We start from the raw sequence: 14,616 nt of genomic DNA on the forward strand, positions 1-14,616 counted from the left end.
CGTCCTGCTACAAATTCTCGTTGATACGTCGTGCAATATCAGGCGGCAGCGTTAGCGCGCGAAAGCGGGCAGAGATCATCTATCTGAGGGGGCCCGCATGCGCATTGGCGCATCTCGGGGGAGGAAAGCTGGATTGCAAAGCCCCGCCAAACGTTGATTTGCGAATTTCGGTAAATCCTGCCGCCGCCCGGTCCGCGGCAACGTAAATATTCAAAGATGTGCAGACTAGGACAGAGGGAGCATTACGGTGAGCTATTCCTCGACCATCCAGACATCGTTCTCCGGGCCATCGGACACCAGCACCTATCCGCCGCACAACGGACTTGCCGTCGGGTCGAACTACGTTGTGATGATCGAGGGATCGCAGATCGAATGGACGAACCTGACCGGCGGATCGCCGACCGTGCAATCGGTCTACAGCTTCTTCTCGCCGTTGTCGCCGACCGGCGGCCTTTTCGATCAGCGCGTCGTCTACGACAGTGTCAATCAGCGCTTTGTCGCGATCATGGAGTATCTGGCGCCTGACGGCACCACCACCGACGTCGATATTGCGGTCTCCAAGGATTCCAATCCGAACGATGGCTGGACCTTCTCGCAGCTCAATACGACCGTCACGATCAACGGTCAGTCGACCGACTCCGACCGCCCGACGTTGGCGGTCGATGGTTCGAACGTCTACATCACTGCGCCACAGTACAATATCAACGTGTCCGGTTACGCCGGCACGGAAAACTGGGTGATCGGCGATACGGCCGGTGCCGGCGGTGGCATCTATGGCGGCGGCACGTTGAGCGTGACCGCAAGCGAAGTCATGCCGTCGACCCAGGGTATCTTCGCCGTCGCGGCCGGCAACAATGGCAAGACGTACTACGCGAGCGACTCCTCCAGCGGGGGGCAGATCGTCATCGCCCTGCAGACCTACGACAAGACCACCAATACATTCAGCGCCACCAGCACCATCGCGCTCGGCAATATCGACCAGGGCGGCAGCTACACCGCCCAGCAGCAGGGGACGAGCCTCCTGCTCGATGCCGGCGGCGACAACCGCATTGCCAACATGGTCTATGCCAACGGCTTCCTCTATGGAGTGGCCGAGATGAAGCCGGTCGGCTCGAGCGTGCCGCTGGTCCATTGGTTCAAGATCGACGTCAGCAATCCCAGTGCTCCATCCCTCGTGGCGCAGGGAGACATCTCCGGTGCCGCAATCGGAACCAGTGTGGCGACCTTCAATCCGTCCATCGCGGTGGACGCTTCGGGCGATGTCATCATCAATTTCACCGCCAGCGGCCCGAACATGTATCCGGCGGACTACTATGTCTTCCAGGGCGGCGGCGATCCCGCCGGCTCTTTCAGCGCGCCGGTCCTGTATCAGGCGAGCACTGGTTTCTTCAACTCGGGCGATGGAAACAGCACGCAAGCCTGGGGTGCCAATTCATCGGCCACCGTCGATCCCAACAATCCGAACTCGTTCTGGCTCTCGAATGAATACGTCGCCAGCGGCTGGTGGCAGACATCGGTCGCCCGGGTCGCTATCCAGAGCTCCACGCCAGGTCCGGCCATTTCTTCGATCGCGACTTCCGGCACCGGCATCACCAACGGTAGCGGCGATCTCAATGCCGGCAAGGTGGTCACGCTGACGGTCAACTTCACTGCGGCCGTGACGGTCAATACCGCGGGCGGCACCCCGGCGCTGACCCTCAACGACGGCGGCACGGCGAGCTACACCGGCGGCTCGGGCGGCACCGCGCTGACCTTCAGCTACACGGTGGCGGCAGGCCAGAACACCGCCGATCTCATCGTCTCGGCGCTCAGCCTCAACGGCGCGACCATCACCGATGGCGGCGGCAACGCCGCCAATTTGTCGGGCGCCACCAACTACAATCCGACCGGCACGCTACAGATCGACACGACGGTGCCGACGATTACCTCGATCGTCGCGTCCGGCACCGGCATCACCAATGGCAGCGGTAATGTGAGCACCGGCCAGGTCGTCACATTGACCGTCAATCTCAGCGAGGCGGTGACGGTCAACACCGCCGCTGGCGCACCGACGCTGACCCTCAACGATGGCGGCACGGCGAGCTACACCAACGGCTCCGGAAGTAGCGCGCTCACCTTCAGCTACACGGTGGCGGCTGGCCAGACCACGTCCGATCTCGCCATCTCGGCGCTCAACCTCAACGGTGCGGTCATCGGCGATGGCGCCGGCAACGCCGCCAACTTGGCCGGTGCGACCAACTACAACCCCGCCGGTATCCTGCAGGTCAACACGACTGCGCCAACGATCGCCTCGATCGCGACCTCCGGCACCGGTATCACCAACGGCAGCGGCGATCTCAACGCCGGCAAGGTGGTCACGCTGACGGTCAATTTCAGTGCGGCCGTGACGGTCAACACCGCTGGCGGAACCCCGGCGCTGACCCTCAACGATGGCGGCACGGCGAGCTACACCGGCGGCTCGGGCGGCACCGCGCTGACCTTCAGCTACACGGTGGCGGCAGGCCAGAACACGGCCGATCTCATCGTCTCATCGTTCAGCCTCAACGGCGCGACCATCATCGACGGCAACGGCAACGCCGCTAATCTGTCGGCGGCCACCAACTACAATCCCGCCGGCATTCTTCAGATCGACACGACGGCGCCGACGATTGCCTCGATCGTGGCGACCGGCACCGGCATCACCAATGGCAGCGGCAATGTGAGCACCGGCCAGGTCGTCACATTGACGGTCAATCTCAGCGAGGCGGTGACGGTCAACACCGCCGGTGGCGCACCGACGCTGACCCTTAATGATGGTGGCACAGCGAACTACACTGGTGGCTCGGGCGGTACCGCGCTCACCTTCAGCTACACAGTGGCTGCTGGCCAGACCACGTCCGATCTCGCCATCTCGTCCCTCAACCTCAACGGCGCGGTCATCAGCGACGGCGCCGGCAACGGCGCCAACTTGGCCGGCGCGACCAACTACAATCCCGCCGGTATCCTGCAAGTCAATTTGGCCACCCCCACCTCGAGCATCCAGACGCTGTTCTCCGGGCCATCGACCACCAGCAATTATCCGCCGCACAACGGTCTTGCCGTCGGGTCGAACTTCGTTGTGATGATCGAGGGATCGCTGATCGAATGGACGAACCTGGCCGGCGGGTCGCCGACCCAGCAGTCGGTCTACAGCTTCTTCTCATCGCTGTCGCCGACCGGCGGCCTTTTCGATCAGCGCATCGCCTACGACAGCGTCAATCAGCGCTTTGTCGCGATGATGGAGTACCTGGCGCCGGACGGCACCACCACCGCCATGGATATTGCGGTCTCCAAGGATTCCAATCCGAACGACGGCTGGACCTTCTCGCAGCTCAACACGACCGTCACGATCAACGGTCAGTCGACCGATTCTGACCGCCCGATGTTGGCGGTCGACGGTTCGAACGTCTACATCACTGCGCCACAGTACAACATCAGCGTGTCTGGTTTCGCCGGTACGGAAAACTGGGTGATCAGCGATACGGCCGGCGCGGGCGGTGGAATCTATGGTGGCGGCACGTTGAGCGTGACCGCAAGCGAGGCCATGCCGTCGACCCAGCGTATCTTCGCCGTTGCAGCCGGCAACAACGGCAAGACCTACTACGCGAGTGATTTCTCCAGCGGAGGTCAGATCGTCGTCGCCCTGCAGACCTACGACAAGGCCACCAATACATTTAGCACCACCAGCACCATCGCCCTCGGCAATATCGACCAGGGCGGCAGCTACACCGTGCAGCAGCAGGGGACCAGCCTCCTGCTCGACGCCGTCGATAACCGAATTGCCAGCATGGTCTATGCCAACGGCTATCTCTACGCCGTGGCCGAGATGAAGCCGAGCGGGTCGAGCGTACCGCTGGTCCATTGGTTCAAGATCGACGTCGGCAATCCCAGTGCTCCGTCCCTCGTGGCGCAAGGCGACATCTCCGGTGCCTCACTCGGAACCAGCGTGGGGACGTTCGATCCCTCCATCGCGGTGGACGCTTCGGGCGATGTCGTCATCAATTTCACCGCCAGCGGCCCGAACCTGTATCCGTCGGACTACTATGTCTTCCAGAGCGGCAGCAGTCCCGCCGGCTCTTTCAGCGCGCCGATCCTGTATCAGGCGAGCACCGGTTTCTTCAACTCGGGCGATGGAAACAGCGTGCAGCGCTGGGGCCTCAATTCATCAGCGACCGTCGATCCCAACAATCCGAGCTCGTTCTGGATCTCGAGCGAATATGTCGCCAACAACTGGTGGCAGACGTCGGTCGCTCAAATCGCCATTCAGGCTCCCGCAGGGACCGGTACGGCTATTTCGTCGATCGTGGCTTCCGGGACCGGTATCACCAACGGCAGCGGCGATCTCAATGCCGGCAAGGTGGTCACGCTGACGGTCAATTTCGCTGCGGCCGTGACGGTCAACACCAGCGGCGGTACGCCGACACTCGCCCTCAACGATGGCGGAACGGCGAGCTACACCGGCGGCTCGGGCGGCACTGCGCTCACCTTCAGCTACACGGTGGCCGCAGGCCAGAACACAGCCGATCTCGTCATCTCGTCGTTCAACCTCAACGGCGCGAGCATCACCGATGGCAGCGGCAATGCCGCCAATTTGTCGGCAGCCACCAACTACAATCCGCTCGGCACGCTACAGATCGACACCACCGCGCCGACGATTGCCTCAATCGTGGCTTCCGGGACTGGCATTACCAACGGCAACGGCAATGTGAGCACCGGCCAGGTCGTCACATTGACGGTCAATCTCAACGAGGCGGTGACGGTCAACACCACCGGCGGCACGCCGACGCTGACCCTCAACGACGGCGGCATAGCGAGCTACACCAGCGGCTCGGGCGGCACTGCGCTCACCTTCAGCTACACAGTTGCGGCGGGCCAGACTACGTCCGATCTCGCCATCTCGGCGCTGAACCTCAACGGCGCGGTCATCAACGACGGGGCTGGCAACGCCGCAAACCTGTCGGGAGCCGTCAACTACACTCCGACCGGTGCCCTGCAGGTCAATTGGACCAACCCCACCGGCGTACCGAAGTACAGCCACATCGTCGTCGTCGTCGAAGAAAACCACAACTATGACCAGATCGCCGGCAATACCGCAGAGGCACCCTACATCAACAGCCTCATGGCCGGCGGCGCATCGCTAACCAACATGACGGCGGAGGCTCATCCGAGCCAACCGAACTATTTCGTTCTCTACGCCGGCTCGACATTTGGCACCACCGACGACAACGCTTACAGCCTTCCGGATCCGACGCTCTACACGGTGCTGCACAACGGGGGCTACTCCTTCACGGGCTATGTCGACGAGACCAACGGGGGCAGCGACTTCAACCATGACCCCTGGGTTTCATTCCCCGAGGCCCGTACGGTTCAAACGGATTTCACCAGCTTTCCGGCGCTTTTCGCCAACGGCAACTATTCGAGCTTGCCGACGGTCTCGTACGTCATTCCCAGCGTCGGCAACGACATGCACAACGGGACGATCGCGCAGGGTGATACATGGCTTCAGCAAAACCTGAGCGCCTATGCCCAGTGGGCGGTCAACAACAATTCGCTGCTGATCGTGACCTGGGACGAAAATGACGATTCTACCTCCGAGGCTGCTTCCAACCAGGTTCCAACACTCTTGTATGGCGCCAACGTGGTCCCGGGAAACTACAGCACCGCCTACAATCACTACAATCTTCTAAGCACGATCACAGATTCATTGGGCTTGACCGCTCCCAACAGCTCCGCGACAGCGGCGCCCATTCAAGTCTTCGGAGGCGCTGCTGCGCCTCCCTCGGCCACAATTACCTCGATCGCGGCCTCCGGCACCGGCATCACCAACGGCAGCGGCGATCTCAATGCCGGCAAGGTGGTCACGCTGACGGTCAATTTCACTGCAGCCGTGACGGTCAGCACCACAGGCGGAACCCCGGCGCTGACCCTCAACGATGGCGGCACCGCGAGCTATACCGGCGGTTCGGGCGGCACCGCGCTCACCTTCAGCTACACGGTGGCGGCAGGCCAGAACACCGCCGATCTCATCGTCTCATCGCTCACCCTCAACGGCGCGACCATCACCGATGGCGGCGGCAACGCCGCCAATCTGTCGGGCGCCACCAACTACAATCCGGCCGGCACGCTTCAGATCGACACGACGGCACCGACGATTGCGATCAGCACCATCGCGGGCAACAACATCATCAACGCCACGAAAGGTTCTCAGGGCTTCGCTATCAGCGGCACAACGACTGATGCCGAGAACGGGCGGACCGTCACCGTCAATATCCTCAACAGCGCGAACGCGATCGTCAACTCCTATGCGACGACGGATAGCAGCAATGCCTGGTCTGTCGCTGTGACGAGCGCGCAGGCCACTGGCCTGGCGGATGGAAGCTACACCGTCTCTGCCAACGTTTCAGACGCGGCAGGAAATCCGGCACAGACCGCGACCCGCGCCCTGACGGTCGATCAAGACAGGGTGCCGGAGGTCCCGGCATTGACCATCAGCAGCACGTCGCTGACAGTGCCGGCTGGAGGATCAGTGGCGCTGGGCATCACCGCGACGCCCGTCGATTCCGACGACAAACTGTCGCTGACGATCGGCGGCTTGCCCAGTTACGAGTCGATCACAGCCCCTGCCGGAAATACTGTCACGAGCAGCCATCAATCCAACGGAACCTATACCTGGACCATTACCGAGGGCTCCTCCACGACAGGCATGCCACTCACCGGGCTGACGCTGTCGTCAAGCTATACGGGCACCGGCCATCCGGTCGCGACATTGACGGTGACAGCGAGGAATACAACTACGGGCGAAACCGCGACATCGGCGTCGCAGACCATGACGGTGACCGATCCTCCGGTGGACCCGTCTGGCGGTGGAGCAGTGTCTTCACCGGCTGGCCCCGCCATCGGTTGGCCCCAGGGGAATATCGACCGCCTTGCAGCGCTGATGGATCAATTCGCAGCAGCCGGCTTCCGCGGAGACCCCTCTGGGCCGGTCCCCTCGGCGCTCTATCAGCAGGTAGGCGCGGAGAACCCGTTCCTGGCGGCTCCTCATTTCCACACGGGATGAGACCGGAGAGGGACCCGGCTCGCTTCAGCTGTTAGGGTCCCTTCGCGCCATCGCCGGTATCGGATGCCTCGGCAACTGTGCCGTGTCCTTCATCTGCATATCCAAGATCACGATCTGTTCCGATGGGCTGACTTGTCCTGTCCGCACTTAACCCCCTGTGTCCTAGGTTGAATTTTCGTACTGTCCGAATTTGTTCTCAGTCGGCCAAACTCTGTTCATGGCCGTTGTTCATGTTGGTCGTCATTTGGCCGGATTCTGTTCGTGCCCCCAATGGACTAAGCGGAAAAGACTAGCCTGGCTGCCTCGCTGTGTGGTCGTCGAGGATACGCCTGCCAAGATCGAGAGCGACATCGATGATCTGAACTTCGATCCGAGACTTGTAAGAGATGCGCCTTCAAATTCCGAGATACGCCGCTTGGACTTGCCGGCTATTCGCAAGCTCGGCGCTTTTTCCCTGCATGGTCACGCGCCCGCTCTCCAGCACGTAAGCGCGGTCAACCAGAGACAACGCGCGGCTAACGTTCTGCTCGACCAGCAGGATTGCGGTGCCCATTTTGCGAATTTCTGCAATCTTCTCGAACGTGACGTCGGTCATCACCGGCGCCAGGCCAAGTGACGGCTCGTCCAGCATCAAGAGCCGTGGCTTCAGCATGAGGCCGCGGCCGACCGCGAGCATCTGCTGCTCGCCGCCGCTCATCGTACCCGCGAGCTGCTTTTTGCGCTCGGCAAGCCGCGGAAAGATCTCATAGACGAGCTCCATCGTTTTGCTGCGCTCGGCCTTGGCCTTTGGCACGAAGGCGCCGATTTCCAGATTTTCCTGCACGGACATCTCGGGAAAAACCTGACGCCCTTCCGGTACATGGGCGATACCCAATTCCGGAATCCTGTGGGGGGGCAGCGAGGCCAGGTCGATGCCGTCGAAACTGATTGCGCCCGACGTCAGGCGAACCAGCCCGGAGATGGCGCGCAACGTTGTGCTCTTACCGGCACCGTTCGCGCCCAACAGGCCGACGGCTTCACCGACGTTGATGTGGATCGAGACGTGGGAAATCGCTGGCACCGCACCGTAGGCTGCGCTGACGCCCTTGAGCTCAAGCATGAGCTCCTCCACCTGTGCCTGCATAACCGGAGCCGAGATAGGCACGTATGACCTCGGGATTTTCGACAATCTCCTTCGGCGCGCCCTCCGCGATCTTCTGGCCGTGGTCGAGCACGACGATGTGACGGGCAACCGCCATGATCGCGCGCATCACATGCTCGACGATCACGATCGCGAGCCCGCGCTGCGACAGTTTGCCGACCAGCGCGACCGCCTGATCGATCTCCGCCGGGTTGAGCCCCGCCATCACCTCGTCCAGCAGCAGGATGCGCGGCTGTGTCGCCAGCGCGCGCGCCATTTCCAGCCGGCGCTGGTCGATGGTGGTGAGGTCCTTGGCCGGCGTCTGTTCGCGCGCGGTGAGCCCGACGAAATCGATCGCCTCGCGCGCCTTTTCGCGCGCGGCCACGACGTGGCGATCGCGCAGGAAGGCGCCGGTCATGACGTTGGCAAGCACCGTCATCGCGCCGAAGGGCTTTGCGACCTGGAAGGTGCGTGCGAGGCCCAGCGCACAGACGTCGTGCGGCTTCAGGCCCACAACTTCCTGCCCGAAGGCCAGCACGGAGCCGGAATCGGCGGGATGAAAGCCCGTGATGAGATGAAAGCTCGTGGTCTTGCCGGCGCCGTTCGGCCCGATCAGCGCCACCGTCTCGTTCTGCTTTACGGTGAAGCTGACATCCTGCACGGCGCGCAAGCCGCCGAAGCGCTTGCTCAGGCCCTTCACCACCAGCGCATCCGTCATGGCGATGTCCTCACCCGTGCCGGCCGTCGGCCGAGATGCCGTTGCCAGAGGTCGTTGAACAGGCCCATCAAGCCGGTCGGCCGCCACAGGATGATCGCCATCAGGATCAGGCTGTAGACGGTGAGTTGGATGCCGCCGGTCGAGGAGCCGAGCCAGCTCTGCAGCAGGGCGGAGGTGGTCTCCAGCAGCACGGTGCCGACCACCGGGCCCCACAGCGTGCCGATGCCGCCGACGATCGAGACCAGCGCAGCCTCGATCGAGATGTTGAAACTGAATGCGGTCGCGGGATCGATGAAATAGATGTACTGGACGTAGAACGTGCCGGCGAGCGCGGTGAGAAAGGCGCTGATCACGTAGATGTGGCGCTTGATGCGCGGCGCGTTCACGCCAATCGCCTCCGCCGCGTCCTCATCCTCGCCGATAGCGACGAGGTAGTAGCCCATCCATGAGCGCTCGATGCGCCAGGTGATCACGAGCCCCAGCACCAGAAGGCCGAGCACCACGTAGTAGTAGGACGCCTTGGTCTCGAACTGCATCATCAGGGGCGAGCTGCCGAGATTTGGAATGGTGGTGCCCTCGGCGCCCCATGCGAGATCGCGGAATTTCAGGAAGATCAGCATCAGCGCCTGTGCGGTCGCGATCGTGGCGATGGTAAAATAGGGGCCGCGCAGACGAAAGCAGAGCCAGCCGACCGGCAGGCTCGCCAGCGCTGCGACGATGCCTCCGGCGACCATGCCGATCCACGGTGAGATGTCGAAATCGATCTGCATGATGGTCGAGGTGTAGGCACCGAGCCCGAAATAGGCGGCGTGGCCGAGCGACAGCTGCTTGGCGTAGCCGCCCATCAGGTTCCAGGCGACGCCTATGAACGAGAACAAGAGGATGCGGATGAAGATGTCGAGCGCGAACCCGTTGCTGACGAGTTGCGGCAGCAACAGCAGGATGATGCCCAGCGCGGCCAGCGCGACCACCTGCCAGCCGCCGGTGTTGTTCGTGTCCTTACCCACTAGCGCATTCTCCCGCCGCCAAGGCCTTGCGGCTTGAACGCCAGCGTCAACAGCAGCATGGCAAACACCACGATCAATCCGGAATCGGCGCCGACGAACTGGATGCCAAGCGATTCCGCAACTCCCATCATCAGGCTTGCGACCAACGCACCGAGCACATTGCCGAGCGTGCCCAGCACGACTGCAACAAAGGCCATCAGCACGAACACCTGCCCGACGAATGGATAGGCTGAATAGAACGGCATCAGGAGCGAGCCCGCCGCGCCCGCAAGCGCCAGCGCCGCGCCGAAGGCAACGCAGAACACGCGGTTGGGGTTGATGCCCATCAGCGTCGCGACATCCCGGTTTTGCGAGGCCGCCCGCATCGCCTTGCCGAGATCGGTGGTGTGTAGGAAGGCCCATAGCGCGCCGCTCAAGGCCATCGCGACCACGAAGGCGATCAGCTTCGCTTCCGGAATGTAGAGTCCGCCGAAGTGAAAGGCTTCATCCGAATAGGAGGTGTGAACCGTGCGGTAGTTCGCGCTGAACAGCAACAGCGCAAGATTGAGCAGCAGCAGCGACAGCGCAAAGGTCAGGAAGATCTGCGGCATGTCGTTCGGCCCCAGTACCCTGCGGATGAGGAAGTGCTGGATCAGCACACCGATCACGAACAGGGTCGGCATCGACACGAGCAGCGACAGAAGCGGATCGACGCCAAAATAGGTGGCGAGGAAATAGCTGATGTACATTCCGATCATCACGAATTCGCCCTGGGCGAAATTGACGATCTTCACGACGCCGAAGATCAGCGTCACGCCGATGCTGACGAGTGCGTAGATGCCGCCGATGAGCAGGCCGTTGATGACGGCCTGAGCCACTGTCTCCAGCATTGCGACTTCTCGTCTTCAGCTTTTGATGAGCGGTGCGCGGGCATCTTCCTTGGGGAAGACGCTGGCGAGGTCGCCATTCTGCCACTGCACCCCGACGGGGCGGCCATAGGCATTCTTGCCATCTGGCTCGAACTTGACCCTTCCACCAGGCGCCATGGCTGCATAACCCGAGGATACGTCGAGCGTCGACAGCGCCTCTCGCACCTTCTGCGGATCCGCGCTGGCGGCGCGCTCGAGCGCCTCCGCCAGCATGAAGGTTTGGGCTACGAGCCCGCCGGCATATTCGAACAGAAAATCGCCGGTGAGCTTCTTGTAGGCCTCGTTCACCTTCTGGCAGTCCGGGCTCATGTCGTGATTCCAGTGAGCGACCCCTTGCAGGCCCTCGGCCAGCTTGCCGACATTCTTGTAGAAATCCGGAATGACAAAGCCGCCGGAGCCACCATTGATCGCGACGTTGAGGCCGACCTGCTTTACCGTGCGCACGATCAGGATCAGATCGTTGAGGTAGGAGACTGAAAACAGCGCATTCGCCCCTGAAGCCTTCACCTTGTTGATCAGGGGGCCTGCATCCGTGAAACCCGCCGAATAGGGTTCGAACATCACGATCTCGACGCCTTCGCCCGGTGCCAGCTCCTTCAAGCCGCTCGAGGTGGAGGTGCCGAAAGCGGTATTCTCGAAGATCACGGCCACTTTGGGCTGGTCGCTGACGAGCTTGGCCATCTGGAGTTGCGCGCGGGCGAATTGCGAGGCGCGCGCGAACGGCGTGAAGGTGAACTTGCGGCCCTTGTTGAGCTGGTCGGAGCTCGAGCCGGTGATGATCGGCACCTTGGCACGCTCGCAGACTTCGCTCGCGATCAAGGTGAGCGCACTGGCGAAGCAGCCATGGACCGCCGACAGTTTATTGCCGGTGATCAGCCGGTCGGTCTCGGTGCGGGTCACGGTGGTATCGCTCTGCACATCGGAGATGATGAGGTTGAGTTTCGCGCCGCCGAGCGATTTGATGCCGCCCGCTTCGTTGATCATCTCGACCGCAAGCTTTGCCGCGGCGACGCAGCCGGTGCCGATCTGCGCCATGCTGCCGGTGGTGGGATAGAGCGCGCCGATATTGACGACGTCAGCAGCGTAACCACGGAGCGGCATCGCGCCGAAGGCGCCGGCAGCCAATGCGCCGCCTGCCTTGATGAGGAATTTGCGGCGGCTGTGCTGCCTGGAGGGGAGGGGGTTCGAAACGCACTCGCGATCGCGGACGGACTTGTGGCGTTGTCTTGTCATGCCGTTTCCTCCCTGTTCGGATCTGTCGCCGGGCCTTAAGGCCCAGCCGTCCGCCTTGTCCAGAAGCGTAACCCCATTTAGAATTGTTTACAATATCGTAGACAATATTATTATCGGTCCAGAGCAAGCGGCGCCCGCGCGGCGCGCGTTGACGGATCAGGACAGCATGGCCGCAAAATCGATCAAGCCAAGGAAGGTCGGCGTCAGGGTCGCCGAGAAGGCCTTGGACAAACCCGCCGACGGAGGCGCCGCGCAGGCGTCGGCCGCGGCCGATTTGATCGCGCGGCGGATCGAGGAAGATATAGTGCTCGGGCGACGCCATCCGCGCGAGCGTCTGATCGAGCAGGATCTTTGCGAGCTGTTCCAGACCCATCGCGGTGACGTGCGGCTTGCGCTGTTCGAGCTGGAGCGGAAGGGACTGATCGAGCGCATCCCCAATCGGGGCGCGATGGTGCGCGGATTGACACCGCGAGAGGTACGGGAAATCTACGCGGTGCGCGAGGAGCTGGAGGTGATGGCGGTGCGCATCATCCCGTTCCCTGTTGCATCAGTCGAAATCAGCAGGCTCGAAGAACTTCACCGCGAGCATAGCGCAGCCGTCGCAGCTGGTGATCTGCTCACCGTGTTTTACAGCAATCTGAGCTTTCACCAGACCTTGTTCGGCCTGTGCGGCAATTCCTGCCTGATCGAGACCATCGATCAGTTGGCACGGAAGGTCCACGGAATACGCTTCTATGCCAACGCATCGCCGGAATCGCTCGATCGCGCGCGCCTCGATCACCTGGAGATGATCAAGGCGCTTCGCGGCGGACGTCGTGACCAACTGATCTCATTGACCCGGCGGCATCTCAAACCTTCGCCGGAAGCCTACGTCAAAGCGTACGAGCAGCGTTTCGGTAAAGGCGACGCGGCGGTGTTGTAGGGGCGCATGGGGACCTGGCGGGGAAGGCAGTTCCTGGCGCAAGGCGGAGCACTCCTGATTATCTCCGCCATTCTTGGCTAGAACTTGCTTGAACTCGCCCGGCAACTCCTTTCCGTCGGCGCCGCCTGGCCGTTCGGCGTCTGGTTCACCGCGCGATCATGTCGACTGCTGCCGTCCAGGCCTTGCGATAGGAATCAAGGTCGGAAATCGAAATCGGATCGACGGGGCTCGGCTCCGCGATATGGTAGGAGGGGGGCCATTGCGCGAGCATTGCGGCGCCGCGTGCCGTGCCTGCGGCGTCCTCCGCCGCAAACACACGCTGCCTCGGTCGTAGTGCGCCGAGAGTCTGACAGAACGGAAGATTGTCGGCGAATGTCCCTTCGACGATGAGATCTCCACCGGTTGCTCCCATCCGTGTCAGCATCAGATCGCTGACCAAAGCGCAATAGAGCGTCGCGAGCGCGGTTCGATCGCACGTTGCGACTTCGCCGTGGATAACGCCTTTGGTCGTCGCGTAAGGTCCACCATGGCCGGAGAAGCAGGGGAGGGCCATCGCGCCTGAGGCGATGATGCGTTCGATGCCGCCAGGATCAGGATTGCCGCCGCCGCCCGCGATGACGGCGTATTCGCGTCCTCCCATGAAGCGTCCGCAGGCGATCGGTCGACACAGCGCATCGACGTTGGCAAGCGTGTCGTCGCGAGGATCGAGTTGATCGAGCGAAAGACCCACGCACATCAGGATCACCCAGGTCCCGGTCGACAACACGGTGAACGGCGCCTGGCGCGAGACAAGGTAGGGCAGAAGTGAAGCGTTGGAATCGTGGATACCGCAAAAGACTTGCGTTTCAGGCGCGAGCCCGGTGAGCGCGGCGATTTCAGGCTTAATCGGACCGAGAGGATCGAAGGCGCGGCGTAGCGGCGGCAGCAAGCGATCGACGCCGAGAGCTTTGACGAGGCTCGAGGCCTGTCCTCGCCGCGGCGCCCAGAGATCAGTATGGGCGCCGAGGCTAGTGACTTCGGAGACAGCGGCGCCGGCCAGGCGCCAGGTCCAGTATTGCGGATAGCCGACGAAATGCCTCGCTTTGGCGAACAAGTCCGGACAACGCCACTTCTGATAGGCGAGCTGCCGACCGAGATTGAGGCCGGCGGGCAGGTTCGGCGACAGGCTCTCCGAAAAGGGCGGCCGCAGCCTGGCATAGTCGGGCTCGATCGCTTCGATGCCCGTGAATTCATAGTCCATGACCGGAGCGGCGAGATCGTTCTGGCCGATCAAGGCGCCGGCGGCGCCATGCGCAGTCGGAACGATTGCACTGATCCGGTGCGAGCGTGCGGCCTCACGAATCGCATCGAGGAAGAAGTTCCACGTGCTCGCAACGTCTTCGTGCGGGTAGGGTGGGCCCGGCCGAATGCGGTTGGGCGCCGACTTCTCCCAGAGAAGTCGGCCGTCGTCGAATAAGGCAAGCTTTACGTTGGTCTTGCCGACGTCAAGGACTGCGACCGTCTGGCTCATCGTCAAAGCTCAAGGCAGATGGACATCTCGACAAGCAAACATCATCACCGTGTCATGGCCGGCTCGTTGCGGCCATGACAGCGGCGGTACGAAAGTGCGTCGCCCGACCGCATTCGACGG

8 protein-coding genes are annotated in these 14,616 nt (G+C 62.3%); 2 read left to right on the forward strand and 6 right to left on the reverse strand.

The genetic code is table 11. The features are described from left to right. Positions 1-247: 247 nt before the first annotated feature. Positions 248-7,078 carry an alkaline phosphatase family protein gene (locus tag ACLFLU_RS16195; RefSeq protein WP_426413159.1) on the forward strand — a complete coding sequence of 2,277 codons (6,831 nt, stop codon included), beginning with the start codon at positions 248-250 and terminating at the stop codon, positions 7,076-7,078. Positions 7,079-7,472: 394 nt separating this feature from the next. On the opposite strand, the gene ACLFLU_RS16200 is transcribed toward ACLFLU_RS16195, so the two are convergent. From ACLFLU_RS16200 to ACLFLU_RS16220, 5 genes are read right to left on the reverse strand one after another with little or no spacing between them, the layout of a single operon-like run. Then, positions 7,473-8,177 carry an ABC transporter ATP-binding protein gene (locus ACLFLU_RS16200; protein WP_426413160.1) on the reverse strand — a complete coding sequence of 235 codons (705 nt, stop codon included), beginning with the start codon at positions 8,175-8,177 and terminating at the stop codon, positions 7,473-7,475. Continuing rightward, positions 8,170-8,916 carry an ABC transporter ATP-binding protein gene (locus ACLFLU_RS16205; protein WP_426413161.1) on the reverse strand — a complete coding sequence of 249 codons (747 nt, stop codon included), beginning with the start codon at positions 8,914-8,916 and terminating at the stop codon, positions 8,170-8,172. The genes ACLFLU_RS16200 and ACLFLU_RS16205 overlap by 8 nt, the downstream gene beginning before the upstream one ends. After that, complete coding sequence (locus ACLFLU_RS16210; protein ID WP_426413162.1) at positions 8,913-9,923, reverse strand: branched-chain amino acid ABC transporter permease; 1,011 nt, start codon at positions 9,921-9,923, stop codon at positions 8,913-8,915. Before ACLFLU_RS16210 ends, ACLFLU_RS16205 begins: the two co-directional genes overlap by 4 nt. Next, positions 9,923-10,792: a branched-chain amino acid ABC transporter permease gene (locus ACLFLU_RS16215; protein ID WP_426413163.1), complete on the reverse strand. Its 870-nt coding sequence runs from the start codon at positions 10,790-10,792 to the stop codon at positions 9,923-9,925. Before ACLFLU_RS16215 ends, ACLFLU_RS16210 begins: the two co-directional genes overlap by 1 nt. Positions 10,793-10,807: 15 nt before the next feature. Next, positions 10,808-12,064: an ABC transporter substrate-binding protein gene (locus ACLFLU_RS16220; RefSeq protein WP_426413164.1), complete on the reverse strand. Its 1,257-nt coding sequence runs from the start codon at positions 12,062-12,064 to the stop codon at positions 10,808-10,810. Between ACLFLU_RS16220 and ACLFLU_RS16225 the strand changes: the two genes are divergently transcribed. Beyond that, positions 12,063-12,986 carry a GntR family transcriptional regulator gene (locus ACLFLU_RS16225; RefSeq protein WP_426413165.1) on the forward strand — a complete coding sequence of 308 codons (924 nt, stop codon included), beginning with the start codon at positions 12,063-12,065 and terminating at the stop codon, positions 12,984-12,986. The two genes, ACLFLU_RS16220 and ACLFLU_RS16225, sit on opposite strands and share 2 nt — an antisense overlap. Positions 12,987-13,131: 145 nt before the next feature. On the opposite strand, the gene ACLFLU_RS16230 is transcribed toward ACLFLU_RS16225, so the two are convergent. After that, positions 13,132-14,496: an FGGY-family carbohydrate kinase gene (locus tag ACLFLU_RS16230; RefSeq protein WP_426413166.1), complete on the reverse strand. Its 1,365-nt coding sequence runs from the start codon at positions 14,494-14,496 to the stop codon at positions 13,132-13,134. Between the last annotated feature and the right edge of the window lie 120 nt (positions 14,497-14,616).

Source organism: Bradyrhizobium ganzhouense (genome assembly GCF_049949285.1).
GTDB classification, from domain to species: Bacteria; Pseudomonadota; Alphaproteobacteria; order Rhizobiales; family Xanthobacteraceae; genus Bradyrhizobium; species Bradyrhizobium ganzhouense.